The organism is Caenimonas koreensis DSM 17982 (assembly GCF_009646335.1).
Classification (GTDB): Bacteria; Pseudomonadota; Gammaproteobacteria; order Burkholderiales; family Burkholderiaceae_C; genus Ramlibacter; species Ramlibacter koreensis.
The window spans coordinates 37,043-58,734 of sequence record NZ_WJBU01000022.1; the positions used below are offsets into that span (position 1 = coordinate 37,043).

Consider the following 21,692-nt stretch of genomic DNA (forward strand, 5'->3'; position numbering starts at 1 on the left):
GTGTTCAGCCCGGACGACCTCGCGGCCATCGCGCTCACGCTACGGCTCGCGTGCGTCACCACCGTCGTCTTGCTGCTGCTGTCCACGCCGCTCGCGTGGTGGCTCGCCACAACCCACTCGCGCTGGCGTGCCGTGGTCGAGGGCGCCGTGGCGCTGCCACTGGTGCTGCCGCCCACGGTGCTTGGCTTTTACCTGCTCGTCGCGCTCGGCCCGAACGGCCCGGTGGGCCAGCTGACGCAGTCGATGGGCCTGGGGCTGCTTTCATTCACCTTCACGGGGCTGGTGATCGGCTCGGTGCTGTATTCGCTGCCGTTTGCCGTGCAGCCCATCCAGCAGGCGTTTGAGGCGATTGGCCCGCGGCCGATGGAAGTCGCGGCCACGTTACGCGCAACGCCGCTTGACGCATTCCTCACCGTTGCGCTGCCGCTGGCACGGCCGGGCTTCTACACAGCGGCCATCGTCACGTTCGCCCACACGCTCGGCGAGTTCGGCGTGGTGCTGATGATCGGCGGCAACATCCCTGGCCAGACGCGCGTCGTCTCCATGCAGATCTACGGCTACACCGAAGCGATGGAGTTCGCGCGTGCGCATGTGCTCTCCGGCGCGATGGTGCTGTTTTCAATGGCGGTGCTGGTGGCGCTGTCGGTGCTCAATCGCAGACGCCCACGCACATCGCTCGGTGGCTCGGTGGGCGCATCGCTTCGCGCAACGCCATGACCAGCGCCGGCAACGTCATCCGCGTCACGCTGCGGCGGCCTGAATTCACGCTCGATGCATCGCTGGCGCTGGCGCCGCGCGGCATCACCGCGCTGTTCGGCGCGTCGGGCTCGGGCAAGACGACGCTGCTGCGTTGCGTGGCGGGGCTGGAGCGGCCCCACGATGCGCTGGTGCGCATCCACGATGAAGTCTGGCAAGACGACGCAGCCCAGGTCTTCAAGCCCGCGTGGCAGCGACCCATCGGCTACGTCTTCCAGGAGGCGAGCCTGTTCGAGCATCTGGACGTGCGCGGCAACCTGGGCTACGCCAGCAAGCGCGTGCCCGCTGGTGGCAGCACACGCGTCGGCATCGACGAAGCCGTCGAGCTACTAGGCATTGGCGCGCTGCTCAACCGGCGCGCGAGCGAGCTGTCCGGCGGCGAGCGGCAGCGTGTGGCGATTGCACGCGCGCTCGCGTCGCAGCCCACGCTGCTGTTGCTCGACGAGCCGCTCGCCGCGCTGGACCACGCGCGCCGCCAGGAGATCCTGCCGTGGCTCGAACGGCTGCGCGACGAGCTGGCCATGCCGATGCTCTACGTGACGCATTCCGCCGACGAAGTCGCCCGCCTCGCTGACACGCTGGTGGTGCTCGACCACGGCAAGGTGGTGGCCGCCGGCCCCACCGCTACCACGCTCACGAACACCAGCGTGCCCATCACGCTCGGCGACGACGCAGCGGCCCTGCTGGCCGGCACGGTGCAAGAGCGCGACGCGCAATGGCACCTGGTGCGTGTCGGCTTCGATGGCGGCGAGCTGTGGCTGCCCGATGCGGGCGTCGAGCCGGGCCGGCGTGCGCGCGTGCGGGTACTGGCGCGCGACGTGAGCATCGCGATGCATGCCGCGCAGTCCAGCAGCATCCAGAACGCCATCGCCTGCACGGTGGACAGCATCGCGCCTGCCGCGCATGCGTCGCAGGTCATGGTGCGGCTTCGCTGCGGCGACTCCACGGTGCTGCTGGCGCGCATCACGGCACGCGCCGCAGACGCACTCGCGCTCGCGCCCGGCATGGCCGTGTGCGCGCAGGTCAAGTCCGCCGGGCTCGTTCTTTGACGCCGGGCGAGGCAACTCCTACAGCGAACAGGTGCGAAAGCCGACGAAGCCTTCGTCCCGCTCGGGCAGCGCGAAGCCGCGCGCCTTGGGGTACTTCAGCCGTGCGCGTGTGGCAAACGAGGCGCCCCGCTGCACCCGCGCGCGGCCAAACAGCAGCTGCGACTCGAAAGGCGTGTTCTCGCTCCAGGCGTCCGGCGTGTAGCCTGCCCAGGGTCGTAGCGTGCTCGCCGTCCATTCGCGCACATCACCCCAGCGAAAACCGCGCCGCTCGGTGGCATGCACCGCCAGTTCCCACTCGACTTCGGTGGGCAGGCGCCGGCCTGCCCATCGCGCGAAAGCATCGGCCTCCCACCATGACACGTGCATGGCGCTGAGCGAGGGCGGCATGCGCGCCACCTTGCCGAACTTCATCTGCATCACAGCGCCGCTGGCCGAGCCGATCTGCTCGACGTAGCGCGGGCCGCGGCGTCCCTCGGCACCCGCTTCATGCTGCAACCATTGCCAGCCCTCGGGCTGCCAGTGCACGGGGTCGTCATAGCCGCCGTCATCGACGAATTCGCTGTACTGCCCCCAGGTGACGGGCTGCGCGTCGATCTCGAATTCCGGCACATCGACGCTGTGCGCCCACTTTTCCACGTCAAACACAAAGCCGCCCGGGCGCGCGCCGAGCGACCACCGCTGCGCGGGCACCAGCATCGGCTCGCGCGGCTGCAGGCCGCCAGGCAAAGTGATCTGCAGCGGCAGGCCCACCGCCTGCGCAATGGTCATCAGGTGCTCGCAGCGCATGTCCTCGTGGAACAGCGCCGCGCGGAAGAAATGCAGCGCCTCGTCTTCGTCGGGCGTGCGCTCCAGCAACTCCAGCGTGGTTTCCAGCGTGTCGAGCAGGTAGGCGCGAACGGTGTCATAGCCGGGCAGCTCGAGCGACCAGCGCGCCGCGTGCGGCACGAGCGCCGGGTCGAACAGCTGGTCGGCCGTGGGGTCGATGGAGGCGAGCCGCACGCAGCCGGGCGGGCAGGAGGTGCCCTGGTAGCGGTTGGGGTTGCGGCCTATCCAGTACTCGCCCAGCCAGGCGATGTTGCCCGCGATCCACAGCGGCAGCTCCAGCGCGGGCAGCCGCGGCACCACGAGCTTCTGGCCAGCCTCTGCCTGCTCGAAGCGGGCAAGCAAGCCCAGCGTGTGGTTGCGGGCATCGATAAATGCCAGCGACAGCACCTCCCGGCCGGCACGGCGAATGTCGGCAGCGCCTGTCGAAGCAGGTGCACTCTCAGGGGTCAGAGACGCCATGTCGCAATTATGGGCACAGGCTTGCTCGGGTAAACCCTTGGCTAACTAGTCAGCGAAACCACAGCGGTACTCATCTAGTATTCTGGGCGTGAATCACGGCTGCCTTTCGGCAGCCGGGTAGATCGCTGAGACCAACGAAAGACTCAAGAAGTGAAAGCCCTGCTCAAACTCTCCCTCGGGATCGACTGGATCAACGAACGGATCGGCTGGCTGGCCTCCGTTGCAGTGCTGCTCACAGCCCTGATCTCCGCTGGCAATGCATTCGTGCGGTACATCTTCGACATCAGCTCCAACGGCTGGCTCGAAATCCAGTGGTACCTGTTTGCCGGCATCGTGATGCTGGGTGCGTCCGTGGTGCTCAAGCTCAATGAGCACGTGCGGGTCGACCTGATCTACGGCAAGCTCAAAGGCAATGCGCCGGTGTATGTCGACCTGTTCGGGCTGATCTTCTTCCTGCTGCCCGTGATGCTGCTGATGGTGTACCTGTCGTGGCCGCTGCTGGTCAAGATGTACGTCATGAACGAAATGTCGAACAACGCCGGCGGCCTCGTGCGCTGGCCTGCCATGCTGATGCTGCCGCTCGGCTTCGGGCTGATGTGCCTGCAGGGCTTCTCGGAAATCGTCAAACGCATCTGCTACCTGATGGGCATCCACCAGATGGACACCCACTACGAGAAGCCGGTGCAATAAGCACCACGGCACCCCAGACCAACAACACACAAGCAATACCGGGATTCTCACCATGCAGATGGAAAACTTTGCGCCCTTCATGTTCGGCGCGCTTGTCTTTGTGATGCTGATCGGATTTCCGGTCGCGTTCTCACTGGCAGCGCTCGGGCTGGCCTCGGGCTTCTTCGCGATTGAAATGGGCTGGTTTCCTGCCAGCTTCATGGCCAACCTGCCGCTCAACGTGTTCGGCATCCTGTCCAACGACTTGCTGCTGGCCATTCCGTTCTTCACGTTCATGGGCGCGATTCTCGAGAAGTGCGGCCTGGCTGAAGACATGCTCGACTCGATGGGCCAGCTCTTTGGCACCGTGCGCGGTGGCCTCGGCTACTCGGTGATCATCGTGGGCTTCATCCTGGGCGCCATCACCGGCACCGTGGCGGGCCAGGTGATCGCCATGGCGCTGATCTCCATGCCCGTGATGATCAAGTACGGCTACAACATGCGCTACACGACGGGCGTGCTGGCAGCCTCCGGAACGATCACCCAGCTTGTGCCGCCTTCGCTGGTGCTCGTCGTGATGGCCGACCAGCTTGGCCGCTCGGTGGGCGACATGTACAAGGGCGCGTGGGGCCCCTCGATTTTGCAAGTGCTGATCTTCGCGATCTACACCTTTGCGCTCGGCATTGTGAAGCCGCATCACGTACCGGGCATTCCCAAGACGGCGCGCACCAAATCCGGTTTCCAGCTGTGGATGCAGTGCCTGCGCGGCATCATTCCTTCGGCGGTGCTGATCTTCGCGGTGCTGGGCTCGATGGGCGGCCTGCCCTGGATGGATTCAGCGATTGCCACGCCGACGGAAGCCGGCGCCATGGGTTGTGTCGGTGCGCTGGTGCTTGCTGCCATTCACCGCCGCCTCACATGGGACCTGTGCTGGCAGGCAATGGTCGGCACGATGCGCCTGACGGCCATGGTGGTTTTCATCCTGATCGGCTCGCGCGTGTTCTCGATGGTGTTCCAGGGTGTGGACGGCGCCAAGTGGGTCGAGCACATGCTCACCGGCCTGCCCGGCGGCCAGATCGGCTTCCTGATCGTCGTCAACATCTTCATCTTCTTCCTGGCGTTCTTCCTCGACTTCTTCGAGATCGCCTTCATCATCTTGCCGATGCTCGGCCCCGTGGCTGACAAGATGGGCATCGACCTGGTCTGGTTCGGCGTGCTGCTGTGCGTGAACATGCAGACGTCGTTCATGCACCCGCCCTTCGGCTTTGCGCTGTTCTACCTGCGCGGCATCTCCGACACGCTGTTCAAGGAAAAGCGCATCGAGAAACCTGTGCTGTCGAACGACATCTACATGGGTGCCATTCCGTGGGTGCTGATGCAGGTGCTGCTGGTCGCCATCGTGATCTTCGTGCCGCAAACCGTCACCGTGTTCCTCGACAAGGAAGTCGCGGTTGATATCGACAAGGTCAAGATCGAGATGCCGGTTGATGAAAGCGCGCCGCCGTCAGAGGCAGTGTCTCCTGCAACGCCCGCCAGCGGCGCATCGAGCGGCAACGTTGAGGCTGAACTGCTCAAGCAAGCCGCTGAGGCCGACAAGGCAGCGGTGGACGAGCAGAAGAAGGTTGACGACCTGTTTGCCCCGAAGAAGCCGTGATGGCGTTGGGCACTGCAACGTGAATGAAACACCGGTTGAAGCGTTAGGGCCGCCGCCCTTTCGCTTCACTCCCTCCTACGGCCCCTCCATCGAGGGGCCTGCTTTTTCGTGGTCATTCAAGGCGCTGGTGACGGCGCTCGTCTTCGGCATGGTCATCTGGTTTATCCAGCTCTGGTTGACTGGCAAAGTCAGCGGCGGCCTCGTGTCGATCCTGTCGTGGTTTCTCGCGGCATTGGCGATGATCATCTACACGTGGTGGTGCATGGTGCGCAGCGTGACCACGCTCAACACGCAGGAGCTGCGCCAGACGTGGATGTGGCAAAAGAAGATGGAACTGCGCGAGCTTGCTTACGGCAAGCTCATTCGTGTACCGGGGCTTGAGTGGCTCATTGCACCGCGCCTGTATGTGCGCACGCTCATGGGCAAGTTCGCCGTGTTCCATTGCGCTGATCCGCGCATGCTCGCGGAGTTTGAGAGACTCGTTGCTGAGTTGAAGGCGTTTCGGGCGATGTGAACGGTTTGCCCGCGTCGACTGTTCAGGGCGGTGCCACGGACGCTGGGCGGCCAATTCCCTCCGTGTCATTCCGCCGGCCACGAGGCCGGGCTCCCTTCTTTACCTGCGGGAATTGGCCGCCCAGCGTCCGTGGCACTGGATGGCAAAGCTGGGAATTCGGCGAAGACAATGGCCGCGAACGGGACTTCCAAAAGTGACTCTCACGCACTGATTTAGCGCCTCGCCACTGGGCTCGAACCTGGGGCCTGCAGATTGACAGGCCCGATCAAGACTCCGCCATGCGCGCGGATACACTCAACGTCACATTCGGACACAGGCGGCCCATGGCTCTGAGCGGAGGCGATATGCAAGAAGGCGAAGCAATCGTGGCGACCGGGACCGCGCAGGACTTTTTTGAGTTGGCGCCTCCTGGGAAACTGATGCTCTTTCCAGTGGACTTGGACACGAACTATGTCGGTGACGGGTTCCGAACTGTCACGATGACCTTTCCTGCCATACAGCTGCACTGTTCTTCAGAGTCGTGCAACGGGCGCAGATTCTTCGATCCCACCAGCGCGCCAAAGTTTGGTTTGCCCGGACCAGTCCATCTGCATGCGAAGTTCGTCTGCAGAAACTGCGGCGAGTCTTCAAAGATGTATTCGATCAGACTGTATGCAATCTCGGGCGACAAATCTGATTCAGAACTCACATTCCTGAAGCTTGGCGAATTCCCGGCCTTTGGACCGTTAACTCCCGCGCGTCTGCTGTCCCTTTTCGGACCCGATCGCGAGTATTTCCTAAAGGGCCGTCGCGCCGAAGCGCAAAACATGGGTATCGCAGCCTTCGCCTACTACCGCCGCGTTATTGAGAACCAAAAAGATCGAATCTTTGACGCTGTTATTAAGGTGGCCGAGAAGGTTGGAAGCCCAGCAGAAATGATCTCGGATTTGAAACTCGCGAAATCCGAAGTCCAGTTTACAAAGGGAGTTGAAAAGATCCGGCATGGAATTCCACCGGGTCTTTTGGTGAACGGCCACAATCCGCTCACACTGGTTCACGGGGCACTTAGTGAGGGCATTCACGCGCTGTCAGACGAGGAATGCCTTGAGCTTGCTACAAGTATTCGCTTGGTGATGGCCGATCTCGCTGAGCGCATGGCACAAGCAGTAAAGGACGAAGCCGAGTTGACCGCAGCCTTGTCACGCCTGTTCAAGCCCACAAAAGGGACCACAACCCACGACACGGAAAGAAAGAGCTAAATGAGTAATAGAAGCGCTCGCTAGGAGGCACACAATGATCGACTTGGAACTTGTATGGAAGGTCGCCGGGCCTATCGTCGGGATTTTTGTCGGAGCGTATGTAAAGGAGTGGTTTGAGCGACGTCCTAAGTTGGTTGGATTTCTGCAGCACGCTACTGCTGTACCGCTGCCCAACACGAACCCTCCAATCGCGATCAATACTCACAGCGTAGTACTACGAAACAACGGGCGTGCGCCAGCAAAGAACGTTCGGCTCGGTCACAGTGTTTTGCCAGCGTACAGCATCGCACCGAACATTGATCACTCTGTAGTAGACATACAAGGCGGGGGGCGCGAGATTCGTATACCACTGCTCGTCCACAGTCGGCAGGTTGTTATTTCCTACGTTTACCAGTCGCCGCTCTTGTGGAATCAGATAAATACTCATCTCGAATCCGATGAGGGGCCAGTCCAAGTGATCCACACGCTTCCTATGGTCCCTCCGACTCGTGTGCAAATCCGAATTCTTACGGCGTTCGTTGCAGTTGGAGCTGCGACCGTCGCTTACATTGCAATTACAGTCGGGCGAGTTTTTCTGAACTTGTAGCAGGCTCTCTGAAGGAATAGCACTGCGAATTCCTTTGTGTGTTTTTACCTTCGTATAGCTGGTGAAAACCACGCCTCTTTTTGAAGCGTGAAGCTCCAAAGCGCTCGCTACGATGGGCCACAGCCCAGCACCTGACCACTATCCGCCAAGGAGCCCGCTTGATCGAACGTCGCCGCTTTGTTGCATCCGCCGGATGCCTTGCAGCCGCCACTGTGTGCGGCTGTGCCAGCCAGGGCACCACGCCCGCAGCCACTGTCGCAGGTGCATCGCCTGCGTGCCAGACTTTCAACAAGAGCCGGCAGGCGGCCATCACGCCCGAAGAGGCGCTCGCCATGCTCAAGCAGGGCAACCAGCGCTTCACAAGCGGCACGCCGGTCAACTGCGACTTGATGGCACAGGTCAGGGCCACTTCCGAAGGTCAGGCACCGTTTGCTGCAGTGATCGGCTGCATCGACAGTCGCGTTGCGCCCGAACTCGTGTTCGACCAGCGCATCGGCGACATGTTCGTCGCGCGCGTCGCTGGCAACTTCGTCAACACGGACATCATCGGCAGCCTCGAATTCGCGACGGCGCTCGCGGGCGCGAAACTGATCGTCGTGCTGGGTCACTCGGAGTGCGGCGCGATCAAGGGCGCGGTGGACAACGCGCAGTTCGGCAATCTCACGGCGATGCTCGCCAACATCCGCCCTTCAGTGCTCAAGGTGCGCGACATCCCCGGCTCGCAGGACTCGAAGAACAAAAGGCTGGTGCAGGCCGTTGCTGAACAGAACGCCGTCGATGCTGTGGCTGCATTGCTGGCCCGCAGCGACGTGCTGCGCACACTGGTGGCGCAGGGCAAGCTCAAAGTGGTGTCGGCCATGCACGACGTGGGCACGGGCAAGGTCAGCTGGGCAGCTTGATGCACACCGTGCGCGGGTAGACTTCCGCGCATGAAATTCAAAGGCGACGGGCGGCGAATCTCTTTCGCAGCAATGCTGGTGGCGCTGGCGTGCAGCCTCTGCGCCTGCGGGGGTGGCAGCGGTGTTCAATTACCACCGCCCATCTCGCAGCCACCGCCACCGCCCGACCCCAACCTGAGCCCCGCAGCGCGGCTGGGCGAAAAGATCTTCCGCGACACCGGCCTGTCCGCCTCCGGCAAGCAAGCCTGCATCTCGTGCCACGAGCCGGCCAATGGCCACGCTGCACCTTTCAACACACCCGTGGCGTTCGGCGGGCCGCAGATGGACCAGGCGGGCACACGCAGCTCGCCATCGCTGCGCTACCTGCGCTTCAACACCAAGTTCACCGTCGATCCGTCCGGCAAACCATCGGGCGGCTTTTTCTGGGACGGCCGCTCCGACAGCCTGGCTGCGCAGGCGCGTGACCCGTTCCTGAATGCTGTTGAACTCGCTAACCCCGATGTGCAGTCCGTCATCGACAAGCTGATGCGCGCGCCGTATGCCGACGAGTTCCGCTCCGTGTTCGGCGCGGGCATTTTTGCCGATGCGGACGCAGCGTTCGATCGCCTCGCGTTTGCGCTGGAGCGCTACCAGGTCGAAGACGTGGACTTCGCGCCGTTCACCAGCAAGTTCGATGCGTTCATGGGCTTTGCCGTCAACTTCACGCCGCAAGAAATGAATGGCTATGTGCTGTTCGACCGTGCAGACAAAGGCAACTGTGCCTCGTGCCACACGAGCACGCGGCCTGAGAATGCGCCGCTCGCCCTCTTCACCAATTTTGGCTACGCCAGCCTCGGCGCGCCGCGCAATGCGCAAATCCCTGCAAATGCCGACGCATCGTTTCGCGACAGTGGCCTGTGCAACGCGCGCGCCGGGTTTGCGACACACACTGAGTGGTGCGGCAGCTTCCGCGTGCCGTCGCTGCGCAATGTGGCGGTGCGCCAGCGCTTCTTTCACAACGGCAGCTTCTCGGTGCTTGAAGACGCGATCCGCTTCCACGTGCGCCGCGATACCGATCCGCAGCTTTGGTACCCGGTGGACGCCATGGGCAACCTGCAACCCTACGACGACCTGCTTGCCAGCGAGCGCGCCAACGTCACGCGGCAAGCGCCGTTCGATCGCAAGGCTGGCGATGCGCCTGCCCTCACGGAGCAGGAGATCAGCGACATCGCAGCCTTCTTGCGCACGCTCACCGACGGAGCATCGCGCTCATGAGCGCAGCGCGCCTTCTGCTGCCTGTGGTGCGTGTGCTGCGCGTGCTGCATGTGGTGGCCTTACTGGCCGTACTGGCGCTGCCGGCGATGGCCGAGCCGCAGGACGAACTGCTCGGCTGCTGGCGGGCAACGCGGATCACGCAGGTGTTCGCTGATGGATCAAAGAGCGTGAGTGCGGGCAGCCAGTGCACCCTGCAGTTCAAGCGCGACGAGTTCGTGTCAACTTGCGCTTTTTCGCAAAGGCCGACTGTTACCACCTACCGCTACAACATCACGCGCGATGGCGTTTATTCTGCAACCATGCTCACCAGCACAGCGAGCACGCAGTTGATAGGAACCACCCGCGACTACGAATTCAAGATCAGCGGCGACACGCTCGCAATCACCTCAAGGCCCAAGGTCACCACGCCTGCGCCCGCCAACGCCACCGTGCACGTGGATTCGGAATCGAGCAAGGTTGCGTGCGACTGACTGGCGCTCACTGCCAGGTGCGGGCAACGACAAGCGTCACTGCGCCACGAACCGGTATTCGTGCTGCGCATCGCGCAAAACCAGCGTGGGCTTTGCTGCCTTGGCGTCGCGCAGGAAGTCGATGCCCGGCCCCGGATCGATCGTGAAGTAGCTCTGCGTGCCATCCACGTTGTTGCGCAGCGCGACCTCGCTCTTCCAGCGGTCGAAAACAAACACTACTTTGCCTGCGCGCTTGCTCACCCTGATCGAGCCAATCGTGGCGTTTCGGTAGCGTGAGGCGAGCAAAGCTGCTGCCGCGGGCGGCACGGGCAGCGTCAGCAACTCGCGCTGCTTCGCCAACTCGGCCCGCCGGTTGGCTGCGGCCACCTTAAGGCGCTCATCCGCCTCTGGCCTGGCGTCGAAAAGCAGTTCCATGAGCTTGCGCTGGAAAGGGCCGCGCAGCTGCTGCCCTGCGTCTGAATTGGTCAGTATCGTCACGCCAACGCCGTAGTCGGGCAGCCAGATCATGTTGGAGTGAAAGCCCAGCAGGTCGCCGCCATGCGTGACCACCGTGATGCCCAGCTGCCTGTCGACAAACAAGCCCATGCCATAGGTGACGTCTTCGCTCACGCCCACCTGCGGCTGGTAGCGCTCGCGCCAGTTGGCTTCGCTGATCAGCGGCTGGCCCTCGGGCGTGTTGCCCTTGCCCAGTTCCATCAACACCCAGCGGCTCAAGTCGCGCGGCGTGGTCCAGACTGCACCTGAAGGGCGGGCCGGGATGATGGTGTAGTTCAAGTCCATGCGGGCCAGCTGGGTCGTGCCATCGAGCCGGTCACCGTGCGGGCTCGCGTGATTGCCTGCGAGCGCTTGCGCAAAATCGAATGTGGTTTTGCTCATGCCCAGCGGCTTGAACAGCATCTCGCGCATCGCTTCGTCGTAGGCAGCGCCGAGCTCCTTGCCGGGGCGCAGTGCGTCCGCCGCGATGTAGCCACCCGCAGCGGCCATCAGGTTGCTGTACTGGAAGACCTCGCCGAAGCGGCTGGTCGGCTGCATCACGGCAAGCTGGTCGAACACGGATCGCGCCGGCGCTTTGCCACTCGCGAAGATCCATTCCATGTCCTGGCGCGGCATGCCGGTGCAGGCGCAGAACAGGTGGCGTATCTGCACGCTGCGGCCGGCCTGCGCATCGCCCAGGCGGAACCGCGGGTAGGCCTGCGCGGCGGGTTGGTCCCAGCGCAGCTTGCCTGCATCAACGGCGCGCGCTGCCAGCGCCGATGTCATCGCCTTGGTGTTCGACGCCGCCATGAAGAGCGTGTCGGCATCGATGCGTTCGGGCTTGCCCAGTTCACGCACGCCCAGCCCGCCTGCCCACACCACCTTGCCACCGCTCACAAACCCCAGGCCCACGCCGGGGATGTCGAGCTGCTTCATGCCTTCGGCCACGAATGCCTTCAGCTGCTCGACCATCTCGGGGTCAAGCGCGTGGGGCGCCTTGCCGGCCAGGTTTTCACGGTCGTAACCGCGTGGCCGCAGGCTTGCGAAGAAGGTGCCGATGGGCGCGCCGCGCTTTTCAAGCGTTGCATCGGCGGCATCGAGCAGCAGCACGACCCACGCTTTGCCGTCGCCGGTGCTCGCACGCATGGCGATGGCCTGCACAGTGCGTTTTTCGTTGGGCGCGGTGTGGTAGCTGAAGGCGATCTGGTCAACCCAGCCGCTTCGGCTTGGGCGCTCGGAAGCCAGACGCAGTTCACGATTGAATGCAGGCTGCGCTGTCTTCCAGGCCTGCGCGGCTGCGTCTTTGGCGTCGCTGGCACCAGCGATGTCAACCAGGGTGACCGTCGAGTCGCCTTCCGGTGCCGTGAGCACCACCTGCTGGCCTGCACCACTTTTTGTGAAGCCCTGCGGCGGCGTGAATGTATGGCCACCGGCCGTGGTGTCTGCGAATACACACAGCGGCAAAAGTAAAAGCGTAGCGAGCAGCAAGCGGCGCATCGTGGCTCCAGAATTTGACGCACATATTTGACGCACATCCTAGAGCATGCGTGCCGGCCGCTAGAGGACTGCACGCATGCGGCAGCGCACTTGAGCGCTGCCGCTGTGGCACCCGCTTACAGCTTCTGTGCCTGCATGAACCTGTCGAACGTCGCTTCAGTGAAGCGGAACCACAGGTTCTGGTCGGAGCGGAACTTGGAGTAGTCGGCGTAAACCTTGCGCCAGTTCTCGTTGCGCGCACTCAGCTCGTCATACAGGGCCATCGACTGCTTGAACGCTTCGTTCATCACATCGGCCGGGAACGGGCGCAGCTTGGCACCGCTGCCAACGAGCTGCTTGAGCGCCGTCGGGTTCTTCACGTCGTACCTGGCCTGCATTTCGATGTGGGCGTAGGCACTGGCTGCTTCGACGATGGCTTTGTACTCAGGCGACAGCGCGTCATACGCCTTCTGGTTGATGTACAGGTCGAGCTGCAAGCCGCCTTCCCACCAGCCGGGGTAGTAGTAGTAAGGCGCGACCTTGTTCAGGCCGAGCTTCTGGTCGTCGTACGGGCCGATCCACTCAGCGGCGTCGATGGTGCCCTTTTCAAGCGCGGGATAGATGTCGCCGCCGGGAATGCTTTGCGGCACGCCGCCCATGCGCTCAAGCACCTTGCCCGCGAAGCCGCCGATGCGGAACTTCAAGCCCTTGATGTCCTTGACGGTCTTGATTTCCTTGCGCATCCAGCCGCCCATTTGCGCGCCGGTGTTGCCGCACGGAAAGCTGATCATGTTGTACTTGGCGTAGAACTCACGCATGAGCTTCAGGCCGTTGCCTTCGAACGTCCATGCACTCATCTGGCGGCTGTTCAGGCCAAACGGAATCGCACCGCCGATCGCAAAGGTTTCGTCCTTGCCAAAGAAGTAGTACGGCGCCGTGTGCGCGCACTCGATGGAGTTCTGCTGCACGGCGTCAACCACGCCGAAGGCCGGCGTGATTTCACCGGCTGCGTGCACCGAGATCTCGAATTTGCCGCCTGAGAGCGTGCGCACTTTTTGTGCGAACACTTCGGCCGCGCCGAAGATCGTGTCGAGCGACTTCGGGAAGCTGGAGCCCAGGCGCCAGCGCACTGCTTGCTGGGCGTGAACGGCAGGCGCAACGCCTGCGGCGAGGACGCCGGCAATGCCAGCGTGCTTGATAAGGGAGCGACGATCCATGGGATAGGTGTGCTGTGAGAGTGAAGACGGCGCGATCATGCGCGCATGCGCCATGCTGAAGCTTGCAGCACACTTTCGGCGCGAAACGGGACTTTCCCCAATGGCGCCTTGGAGCGCACCGTGACGTGCGGGCCATTTGCGGATCGTTTTCGGGCCGTTTGCGGGCCATTGGTCTGTACGAACTTTCCAGCAGCTGATGTGACGAACTGGTGGGGAGTATTCGAGTCATCCGGGCCGGCGCACACACGCGCCGCGCAACGGGTCACCGCCACCTGTTCACATCATGTCCGCCTCCTCTACGCAGCCGGCCCTGCCTGTCGGCGCTGCATTGCGCCCCACCGTGCCTGCTGAAACCCCATCTTCAACGCACGGGGCCAGCGCGCCCGAGCAGCAGCTATCGATTGCGCAACCACAACCCGCGCAGATTTCAGCGCCACTCGCGGCACTGCGCGAAGTCACCCTGGATGCGGCAGCGCGTTTCCATCCCCTCGACATGGAAGGCCTGAAGGACACGGAGCAACTGCTGACTCGCCTCGGCCGGTTTGAAGACGCCGCGCGAGTGCTGGAGTGGCGGCTTCAGCATGAGAGCGTGAGCGCCCAAACCATCAAGGACTATCAGTTGCTTGCGATACGGTGGCTTCAGGCGCAGCAGTTCGCAAAGGCCGATGCACCACTTGATATTGCAGTCGCGATGTGCGCAGCAACATCGGGTGATCGAGAGCGAGCCAACAGGGATGCCGCCATCGACAAAGCGGCAACGCGGCTGTTCCTGGGCAATTTAGCTGGCGCGCAGGAGGCACTTGCGCAAGCTGATCCTGGCGATGCGACGACTGCAATGGTTGCCGCAATGATCAGCCACTCGAGTGGCACCGCGCAGACTCTCGATCAGGAACTTGCGGCGTTGGAGCGGCTGGCTGGCTGCTCGCCCGTGCATCTGATCACCCTCGCCGCATGGCACAACGCGCCCGGTGTGGCTTTGCAAGTTCTTGGCAAGTACATTGGGCAAGAGCCTCCTGCGGCTGAACCGGTGAGCGCGACCGAGGCGCGATCCGTCATTGGTGCGCTCTTGTCGAGTCCGTTCATCCTGGCTTCGCCGGCCCGCGCAGCGCTTGAGGACAGCCAAGCCTGGCAAACGCTGCGCGAGCGGTGCGGGCTTGTGCCCGGAACTGAAGACATCCGGGTCCCCTTCGACGTGCCGGACATGCGCGCTCACGTCGCGCAAGTTCTGCAGGACATGGAACGCCAAGACCTCATGCCCATAGCTGCAACGCTGAATCCGCGCGTCGGTGGCGCATTCAAGTCCTGGGCGCCCTTCTACCCAGACCGGACGGCACCCGCAGTACACGTCGGCGTGCAGCTCGAGGCGACCGGCAGGCAACTGCTAGCGGCCTACTTCAACCGCAAGTACGGATGCTCCATCACCGTTCTAAATACCGGCGACCCCATGCGTGTGGCCACCGAGCTCGTAGGCCTGATCGAGCAAGCCCGGAGCGTGCGCGGCGACACCCGCAGAGCACTCTGCTTCGGCGACATCCACGGAGCTTCAGTGGTCTATATCCGAGAGGGCGACGAGGAAGCGATCCTGCTCGCGGACTCCGTGCCGCGTGTCGCTGCGCCGCCTGAGCTGCACGCAACGCACTTGCCGTCCGCTCTGCTGAAGGCAATCACCGCCTTGCCAGCCCCGCCCGAGGTGTATGTGCAGTCGCAGGGCCTGCAGTCGGATAGCCACTCGTGCTTCACATTTGCGATGAAGGCGGCCGTGACGCTCACCCGCCGAACGCCTGAGCAATTTGGCGAGCCCCGCGAATATCTCATTGCTGAGCTGATCGATGAACTCCGCCGCGACTTCGATCCAAAGGTGTTTAGCTCGTCGACTCCAGTGCGGATGCTGCCTGTACCGTCTGTACCCGAGATCGCAAAAATGTTTCAAGGCCCAGCTGATCGGCAGGTCGGACGCGCAAAGCCGGTGCGTGACTCAAAAGGACAGCCAACTGTTGGCAACTTCATCACAGCGCACTCCGCAGAGATACCGGTCAGGCGACGGCTATTTCAGCCCAGATCTGCCGCCCCTCCGACGGTGCATGTTGCCGACTACACGCGTCAAAAAGGCAACGCCTACGCCGCGATCATCGACGCGGAGAGCTGGAACCAGGCAATCCTCGCGGCAGCTCCCGCCGGCAGGTGGAACGAGGACTATCAGATCGAGTTCACCCGGGAGCTCAAGCAAAGGATTCATGCATTCACTGAGCGAGCAGAGGGCAAGCATCGCGCCCGGTCAACGTAGCGACGATGGGTGGGTGAGCTGCGCAGTGTGAGTGCAGACGCGGCGACTGTGCGCATGCGCGCCATGTTGAAGCCTGCAGCACACTTTCGGCGCGAAACGGGTGTTTGCCCAATGCCACAGTGGTGCATGCGGTGTCGCGTGCGGGGTGATGCAACTGGCATCCGGATTGCTACTGTTAGCTTGCTAACTATCACACCCCACCTCACTACCGGAGACTTCTCATGGACAAGCGCCGCTTCATCCGTGCCGGGCTGGCCACGGCCGCCGCAGGTATCGCAGCACCCGCACTTGCGCAGGCAAGCCCGAATATCCGCTGGCGCATCGCATCGAGCTTTCCGAAGTCGCTCGACACGATTTATGGCGGCGCGGAAGTGCTGTCCAAACGCATCGCCCAGATCACCGGCGGCAAGTTCAAGATCTCGGTGCATGCCGCGGGCGAGCTGATGCCCGCCTTCGGCGTGGTCGATGCGCTGCAGCAAGGCAGCATCGAATGTGCGCATACGGCCAGCTACTACTTCGTTGGCAAGAACAAAGCCTTCGGCTTCGAGACGACGATTCCCTTCGGCATGAACCAGCGCCAGCAAAACGTCTGGATGTACTACGGCGGCGGCCTCTCACTGGTGCGCGACTTTCTGCGCGACTTCAACATCGTGAGCTTTCCTGGCGGCAACACCGGCGTGCAGATGGGCGGCTGGTTCAAGAAAGAAATCCGCAGCGTGGCAGACCTCAAAGGCCTGAAGATGCGCATTCCCGGCATTGGCGGCGAAGTGATGGCCCGGCTGGGCGCGGTGCCGCAGAACATTCCGGGCGGCGACATCTACCCCGCGCTTGAAAAAGGCACCATCGACGCGGCCGAATGGGTCGGCCCGCACGACGATGAAAAGCTCGGCTTCTACAAGATCGCGCCGCATTACTACTACCCTGGCTGGTGGGAGAGCAATTCGATGTATTCGTTCTATGTCAACACCAAGGCATGGGACGCGCTGCCCAAGGACTACCAGGCCGCTTTCGAGGCCGCTGCCGCCGAAGCCAACATTGACATGATGGCAGAGTACGACTTCAAGAACCCGCAGGCGCTGCGCCGGCTTGTGGGCAATGGCGTGAAGCTGCACGCGTATTCGACGGAGCTGATGAAAGCCGCGCAAGACGCCGCGTTCGATCTCTACGCCGAAGAGTCGGAGAAGAACCCCGCGTTCAAGAAGCTCTTCGAATCGTGGAACAAGTTCCGCGCCGACGTGACGCTGTGGCACAGGTTTGCGGAACACACGCTGGCCACGTTCCAGTATGCGAATCCGCCGAAGCAGAGGTGAGATCAACCGCCGCGCGCCCCCACCCTAGCCCTCCCCCGGAGGGGAGGGGAAAAGGCAAGAAAACCCACGCAGTGGCAAAGTCGCCGCGCAACAACGTGCAGCGCCGACACACCATGAAAAAACCGGGCTTCGCCCGGTTTTTTTATCTAGCTAGACAACTTTAAAAACGCGCAGCGTTTTTAAAGTTAAAGTTTTTGCGACTGCATGAACCGGTCGAAGCTCATTTCCGTGAAGCGGAACCACAGGTTCTGGTCAGCGCGGAACTTGTTGTAGTCAGCGTAGATCTTCTTCCAGCTTTCGTTCTTGGCGTTGAGCTCTTCGTAAAGGCCCATGGCTTCCTTGAACGCGGCGGACATCATGTCTTGCGGGAACGGACGCAGCTTCGTGCCGGCACCCACCAGCTGCTTGAGGGCAGCGGGGTTGAGCGCGTCGTAGCGCGATTGCATGAACACGTGGGCCGTGTGCGTGGCCGAGGTCACGATGGCCTTGTTCTCTGCCGACAGCGCTTCGTATGCCTTGGTGTTGAAGAAGAAGTCCAGCTCGGGGCCGCCTTCCCACCAGCCGGGGTAGTAGTAGTACGGGGCGACCTTGTTGAAGCCAAGCTTCTGGTCGTCATACGGGCCCACCCATTCGGCTGCGTCGATCGTGCCTTTTTCAAGCGCCGGATAGATTTCGCCGCCGGGGATGTTCTGCGGCACGCCGCCGATACGCTCGAGCACCTTGCCGCCGAAGCCGCCGATGCGCATCTTCAGGCCCTTGATGTCCTTGACCGACTTGATTTCCTTGCGGAACCAGCCGCCCATCTGGGCACCGGTGTTGCCACCCATGAAGTTGATGATGTTGTAGCCGGCGTAGAACTCGCGCATCAGCTTCATGCCGTTGCCCTGCTCCATCCAGGCGGTCATCTGCCGGCTGTTCAGGCCGAACGGAATTGCGCAGCCGAGCGCGAAGCACTCGTTCTTGCCGAAGAAGTAATAGGGCGCCGTGTGCGCACCTTCCACGGAGCCTTGCTGCACGCCGTCCACCACGCCGAATGCGGGCATCAGTTCACCGGCCGCATGCACGGACACGTCGAACTTGCCGCCCGACATGGCCTTGACCTGCGCGGCAAACACTTCAGCAGCGCCGTAAATCGTGTCGAGCGACTTCGGGAAGCTGGAGGCAATGCGCCAGCGGATGGCGGCCTGTGCATGCACGGCCGGTGCAACGCCCGCTGCCAGCACGCCAGCCAGGCCTGCATTCTTGATGACTGATCTACGATCCATGGAAGCGCTCCTCATAGGAATAAAAAACTGCGGTGCCAAACGACAATCGTCTGGCAACGAGCGTCATTCTAGGAACGCATCCACTTTGGTATTCAGGGGTTTTCCCTTGCGGCGCAGGCCTTGGGGCCTATCCCACCACTTTGAGTGTGGGTGCAACCCGCGCGGCGAGATCGCCAAACCTCGCGCGTATTGATGCTTCGATGCCGCCCGCATCCAGCCCCTGCATCGACAGCAGTTTTGCAGGGTCGCCGTGCTCGATGAATTCGTCGCGCAGGCCCAGTTGCAACACCGGCTTGACGAGGCCTGCAGCGTTCAGCGCTTCAGCCGCAGCACTGCCCGCACCGCCCATGACAGCGCCCTCTTCGAGCGTCACGAGTGCTTCATGTGTGGCGGCAACTTGCAGCAGCAGTTCAGTGTCGATCGGCTTGGCCCAGCGCATGTTCACGACGGTGGCGTTCAGGCGTTCGGCCGCCGCGAGCGCGGGGTACAGCAGCGTGCCAAAGGCAAGGATCGCGATGCCTTGCGGCCCGCTCTCGCCAGCTGCCGCTATGCGTGTGCGGCGCACTTCGCCCTTGCCGAACGGCAACGGCTGCAGGCCTTCTTCCATCGGCACACCCGCACCCGACCCACGCGGGTAGCGCACGGCCACGGGAGTGTCTTGCTCGAACGCGGTGGTGAGCAGTTTGCGGCATTCGTTTTCATCGGCGGGGCAGGCCACGCTCATGTTCGGGATGCACCGCAGATACGCAATGTCGTAGGCGCCTGCATGTGTGGGGCCATCAGCGCCGACGAGGCCCGCGCGATCGAGCGCAAACACCACGGGCAGGTTCTGGATCGCGACGTCGTGGATGAGCTGGTCGTAGCCGCGCTGCAGGAACGTGGAGTAGATCGCCACCACGGGCTTCAGGCCCTCGCATGCCAGCCCCGCTGCAAACGTCACCGAGTGCTGCTCGGCGATGCCCACGTCGTAATAACGCTTGGGATACCGCCGTTCGAATTCGACCATGCCCGAGCCTTCGCGCATGGCAGGCGTGATGCCGACCAGGCGCGAGTCTTTCTCGGCCATGTCGCACAGCCACTGGCCAAACACCTGTGTGAACGTGAGCTTGGGCGGTGTGGCGGGCTTGGTCAGGCCCACAGCGGGGTCGAACTTGCCCGGGCCGTGATAGGCCACCGGGTCGGCCTCCGCCATCTTGTAGCCCTGCCCTTTTTTCGTGACGACGTGCAGGAACTGCGGCCCCTTCAGGTGCTTGATATTTTCAAGCGTGGGGATCAGCGAATCCAGGTCGTGGCCGTCGATCGGGCCGATGTAGTTGAAACCGAATTTCTCGAACAGCGTGGCCGGCACGACCATGCCCTTGGCGTGTTCCTCGATGCGTTTGGCCAGCTCGAACAGGGGCGGCGCAACCTTGAGGACGTTCTTGCCGACGTTCTTGGCGTTGGTGTAGAACTGCCCGCTCATCAGCTGCGCGAGGTAGCGGTTGAGCGCACCCACCGGCGGGCTGATCGACATGTCGTTGTCGTTCAGGATCACCAGCAGGTCGCACTCGGCAACGCCGCCGTTGTTCAGCGCCTCGAACGCCATGCCCGCGCTCATCGCGCCGTCGCCGATCACGGCAATCACTTCACGGTCTTCGCCCTTGGTCTTGGCGGCCACGGCCATGCCGAGTGCCGCCGAAATGCTGGTGGACGAATGCGCGGTGCCAAACGTGTCGTACTCGCTCTCGGTGCGCTGCGGAAAGCCCGACAGGCCGCCCAGCTGGCGCAGCGAGGGCATGCGGTCGCGCCGGCCCGTGAGGATCTTGTGCGGGTAGGTCTGGTGGCCCACATCCCACACGATGCGGTCGTATGGCGTGTTGAAGACGTAGTGCAGCGCGATCGTGAGTTCCACCGTGCCCAGGTTGGAGCTGAGGTGGCCGCCGGTTTGCGACACGCTTTCGATGAGGTAGGTGCGCAGCTCTGAGGCCAGCTGCGCGAGCTGGTTGCGTGGCAGCTTGCGCAGGTCAGCAGGATCGTGGATCGTTTCGAGCAATGACATTCAGTTCTCCCTGATCACGACCATGCGTGCCAGTGCGGCCAGGGAAGTGGTGTCGGCCAGCTGGCTGCGGTCAAGCGCTGCGAGCGCTTCATCGAGAAGCTCGCGCGCATAGGCTTGTGAACGCGGCAGGCCCAGCAGCGACACGTAAGTTGGCTTGTCCTGCGCGGCATCCTTGCCGGCGGTCTTGCCCAGCGTCGCGGAATCGGCCGTCACGTCAAGGATGTCATCCACAACCTGGAACGCCAGCCCCATGGCGGCGCCGTAGGCCGCGAGTGCATCGCGTGCGACCGAACCTGGCTCGCCACAGGCCGCGCCCATCATCACGCTGCCCTTGAGCAGCGCGCCGGTCTTGCGGCAGTGCATCGCGCGCAGTTCAGGCTCCGACAGGGCCAGGCCCACGCTGGCCAGGTCAATCGCCTGGCCGCCGGCCATGCCTTCATGGCCGGCCGCGCGTGCCAGCAGGCCGCACAGCCGCGCCTGCATGCCCAGCGGCACGGATGCGTCGTCAGGGGTGAGGATTTCAAAGGCGAGCGCCTGCAAGGCGTCACCGGCAAGCAGCGCCTGCGCCTGGCCGAACTTCACGTGGACGGTGGGCTTGCCGCGGCGCAGCACGTCGTTGTCCATGCAGGGCATGTCGTCGTGGACCAGCGAGTAGGCGTGGATCAATTCTGCTGCGCATGCCGCACGCATGGCAGCGGCCTCGTTGCCGTGCACGGCCTCGGCAGCGGCCAGGGCGAGCAGCGGCCGCAGGCGTTTGCCGCCATCGAGCACCGCGTAGCGCATGGCCTGCCCCAGACCAGCCGGTGCATGGGCAACGACCCATTCAGACAGCGCGGACTCCACCTGCGCGAGGCGTGTGGCGCTCCAGGCGGCCAGATCGAATGCCTGCTTCACTCGGGTGTCCACGGCTTGAGCGCCCCTTCGTCGAGGACTTTGACCTGCTGCTCCACGGCCTGCAGCTTGTCCCGGCAGAACTGCAGCAGCTCGGCACCCCGGCGGTAGCCGGTGAGCAGCTGCTCCAGTGGCAGCTGCCCCGACTCGATCAGGCCGACGAGTTGCTCGAGCTCTTCGAGTGCGGCCTCGTAGCTGGCGGGGGTGGTCAATGGCGCCTTGGGCATGTAATTGATGACGGTGGAAACGATGAATTCTAGGCTTTGCGCAAGCGCCCGGCAGCACCCGCGCGCCGCAGGCGCCCCACGGCTGTGCTTGATTGCGGCCGAGGTGGCCCCAAGTGACCCCCAGCGGTACAATCCGC

Annotated in this window: 18 protein-coding genes; 11 read left to right on the forward strand and 7 right to left on the reverse strand. The window is 63.1% G+C overall.

The annotated features are described in order from the left end of the window. Nucleotides 1-717 carry a molybdate ABC transporter permease subunit gene (gene modB / locus GHT07_RS18650; protein WP_323741009.1) on the forward strand — a complete coding sequence of 239 codons (717 nt, stop codon included), beginning with the start codon at nt 1-3 and terminating at the stop codon, nt 715-717. After that, the gene (gene modC, locus GHT07_RS18655; protein ID WP_153586614.1) at nt 714-1,805 is read left to right on the forward strand and encodes a molybdenum ABC transporter ATP-binding protein; all 1,092 of its coding nucleotides are present in this window, start codon (nt 714-716) and stop codon (nt 1,803-1,805) included. The genes modB and modC overlap by 4 nt, the downstream gene beginning before the upstream one ends. An 18-nt stretch (nt 1,806-1,823) precedes the next feature. Here the strand turns inward: modC and GHT07_RS18660 are convergent, their stop codons facing one another. Further along, entirely contained in the window at nt 1,824-3,089 is a 1,266-nt protein-coding gene (locus GHT07_RS18660) for an SUMF1/EgtB/PvdO family nonheme iron enzyme (RefSeq protein ID WP_153586615.1), read from the reverse strand. Between the two features lie 150 nt (nt 3,090-3,239). On the opposite strand from GHT07_RS18660, the gene GHT07_RS18665 reads away from it, so the two are divergent. The 7 genes from GHT07_RS18665 to GHT07_RS18695 all read left to right on the forward strand — a co-directional run bounded on the left by GHT07_RS18665 (nt 3,240) and on the right by GHT07_RS18695 (nt 10,373). Further along, nucleotides 3,240-3,779: a TRAP transporter small permease subunit gene (locus GHT07_RS18665; RefSeq protein ID WP_323741010.1), complete on the forward strand. Its 540-nt coding sequence runs from the start codon at nt 3,240-3,242 to the stop codon at nt 3,777-3,779. 52 nt (nt 3,780-3,831) lie between these two features. Continuing rightward, the gene (locus tag GHT07_RS18670) at nt 3,832-5,412 is read left to right on the forward strand and encodes a TRAP transporter large permease (protein WP_153586616.1); all 1,581 of its coding nucleotides are present in this window, start codon (nt 3,832-3,834) and stop codon (nt 5,410-5,412) included. Between the two features lie 19 nt (nt 5,413-5,431). After that, on the forward strand, nt 5,432-5,926 hold the full coding sequence (locus tag GHT07_RS18675; RefSeq protein WP_228488441.1) for a hypothetical protein: 495 nt from the start codon (nt 5,432-5,434) through the stop codon (nt 5,924-5,926). Nucleotides 5,927-6,270: 344 nt separating this feature from the next. Continuing rightward, a complete protein-coding gene (locus GHT07_RS18680) occupies nt 6,271-7,164 on the forward strand; it encodes a hypothetical protein (RefSeq protein WP_153586618.1) in 894 nt (297 codons plus the stop codon). Between the two features lie 744 nt (nt 7,165-7,908). Further along, a complete protein-coding gene (locus GHT07_RS18685) occupies nt 7,909-8,649 on the forward strand; it encodes a carbonic anhydrase family protein (protein WP_153586619.1) in 741 nt (246 codons plus the stop codon). A gap of 30 nt (nt 8,650-8,679) precedes the next feature. Beyond that, nucleotides 8,680-9,903, forward strand: a complete 1,224-nt coding sequence (locus tag GHT07_RS18690; RefSeq protein ID WP_153586620.1) for a cytochrome-c peroxidase — start codon at nt 8,680-8,682, stop codon at nt 9,901-9,903. After that, on the forward strand, nt 9,900-10,373 hold the full coding sequence (locus tag GHT07_RS18695) for a hypothetical protein (protein WP_153586621.1): 474 nt from the start codon (nt 9,900-9,902) through the stop codon (nt 10,371-10,373). Before GHT07_RS18690 ends, GHT07_RS18695 begins: the two co-directional genes overlap by 4 nt. Before the next feature lie 36 nt (nt 10,374-10,409). On the opposite strand, the gene GHT07_RS18700 is transcribed toward GHT07_RS18695, so the two are convergent. Next, nucleotides 10,410-12,344, reverse strand: a complete 1,935-nt coding sequence (locus GHT07_RS18700; protein WP_153586622.1) for a serine hydrolase domain-containing protein — start codon at nt 12,342-12,344, stop codon at nt 10,410-10,412. Nucleotides 12,345-12,460: 116 nt separating this feature from the next. Next, nucleotides 12,461-13,540 carry a TRAP transporter substrate-binding protein gene (locus tag GHT07_RS18705; RefSeq protein WP_153586623.1) on the reverse strand — a complete coding sequence of 360 codons (1,080 nt, stop codon included), beginning with the start codon at nt 13,538-13,540 and terminating at the stop codon, nt 12,461-12,463. 493 nt (nt 13,541-14,033) lie between these two features. Between GHT07_RS18705 and GHT07_RS18710 the strand changes: the two genes are divergently transcribed. After that, on the forward strand, nt 14,034-15,824 hold the full coding sequence (locus GHT07_RS18710) for a hypothetical protein (protein WP_153586624.1): 1,791 nt from the start codon (nt 14,034-14,036) through the stop codon (nt 15,822-15,824). Nucleotides 15,825-16,045: 221 nt separating this feature from the next. Beyond that, nucleotides 16,046-17,134, forward strand: coding sequence for a TRAP transporter substrate-binding protein (locus GHT07_RS18715; protein ID WP_153586625.1), 1,089 nt, complete (start codon nt 16,046-16,048; stop codon nt 17,132-17,134). A gap of 185 nt (nt 17,135-17,319) precedes the next feature. Here the strand turns inward: GHT07_RS18715 and GHT07_RS18720 are convergent, their stop codons facing one another. The 4 genes from GHT07_RS18720 to GHT07_RS18735 all read right to left on the reverse strand — a co-directional run bounded on the left by GHT07_RS18720 (nt 17,320) and on the right by GHT07_RS18735 (nt 21,555). Then, nucleotides 17,320-18,399, reverse strand: a complete 1,080-nt coding sequence (locus GHT07_RS18720) for a TRAP transporter substrate-binding protein (protein WP_153586626.1) — start codon at nt 18,397-18,399, stop codon at nt 17,320-17,322. A 127-nt stretch (nt 18,400-18,526) separates the two neighbouring features. After that, nucleotides 18,527-20,437, reverse strand: coding sequence for a 1-deoxy-D-xylulose-5-phosphate synthase (gene dxs, locus GHT07_RS18725; protein WP_153586627.1), 1,911 nt, complete (start codon nt 20,435-20,437; stop codon nt 18,527-18,529). Continuing rightward, nucleotides 20,438-21,343 carry a polyprenyl synthetase family protein gene (locus GHT07_RS18730; protein WP_323741011.1) on the reverse strand — a complete coding sequence of 302 codons (906 nt, stop codon included), beginning with the start codon at nt 21,341-21,343 and terminating at the stop codon, nt 20,438-20,440. Then, nucleotides 21,328-21,555, reverse strand: a complete 228-nt coding sequence (locus GHT07_RS18735) for an exodeoxyribonuclease VII small subunit (RefSeq protein WP_153586642.1) — start codon at nt 21,553-21,555, stop codon at nt 21,328-21,330. Before GHT07_RS18735 ends, GHT07_RS18730 begins: the two co-directional genes overlap by 16 nt. Nucleotides 21,556-21,692 lie beyond the last annotated feature (137 nt).

What these genes read in the sequence shown, in the direction of transcription:
- modC (WP_153586614.1), top strand. Translation starts at nt 714, where the DNA reads ATGACCAGCGCCGGCAACGTCATCCGCGTCACGCTGCGGCGGCCTGAA.
- GHT07_RS18660 (WP_153586615.1), bottom strand. Translation starts at nt 3,089, where the DNA reads ATGGCGTCTCTGACCCCTGAGAGTGCACCTGCTTCGACAGGCGCTGCC.
- GHT07_RS18670 (WP_153586616.1), top strand. Translation starts at nt 3,832, where the DNA reads ATGCAGATGGAAAACTTTGCGCCCTTCATGTTCGGCGCGCTTGTCTTT.
- GHT07_RS18680 (WP_153586618.1), top strand. Translation starts at nt 6,271, where the DNA reads ATGCAAGAAGGCGAAGCAATCGTGGCGACCGGGACCGCGCAGGACTTT.
- GHT07_RS18690 (WP_153586620.1), top strand. Translation starts at nt 8,680, where the DNA reads ATGAAATTCAAAGGCGACGGGCGGCGAATCTCTTTCGCAGCAATGCTG.
- GHT07_RS18695 (WP_153586621.1), top strand. Translation starts at nt 9,900, where the DNA reads ATGAGCGCAGCGCGCCTTCTGCTGCCTGTGGTGCGTGTGCTGCGCGTG.
- GHT07_RS18700 (WP_153586622.1), bottom strand. Translation starts at nt 12,344, where the DNA reads ATGCGCCGCTTGCTGCTCGCTACGCTTTTACTTTTGCCGCTGTGTGTA.
- GHT07_RS18705 (WP_153586623.1), bottom strand. Translation starts at nt 13,540, where the DNA reads ATGGATCGTCGCTCCCTTATCAAGCACGCTGGCATTGCCGGCGTCCTC.
- GHT07_RS18710 (WP_153586624.1), top strand. Translation starts at nt 14,034, where the DNA reads ATGGAAGGCCTGAAGGACACGGAGCAACTGCTGACTCGCCTCGGCCGG.
- GHT07_RS18715 (WP_153586625.1), top strand. Translation starts at nt 16,046, where the DNA reads ATGGACAAGCGCCGCTTCATCCGTGCCGGGCTGGCCACGGCCGCCGCA.
- GHT07_RS18720 (WP_153586626.1), bottom strand. Translation starts at nt 18,399, where the DNA reads ATGGATCGTAGATCAGTCATCAAGAATGCAGGCCTGGCTGGCGTGCTG.
- dxs (WP_153586627.1), bottom strand. Translation starts at nt 20,437, where the DNA reads ATGTCATTGCTCGAAACGATCCACGATCCTGCTGACCTGCGCAAGCTG.
- GHT07_RS18735 (WP_153586642.1), bottom strand. Translation starts at nt 21,555, where the DNA reads ATGCCCAAGGCGCCATTGACCACCCCCGCCAGCTACGAGGCCGCACTC.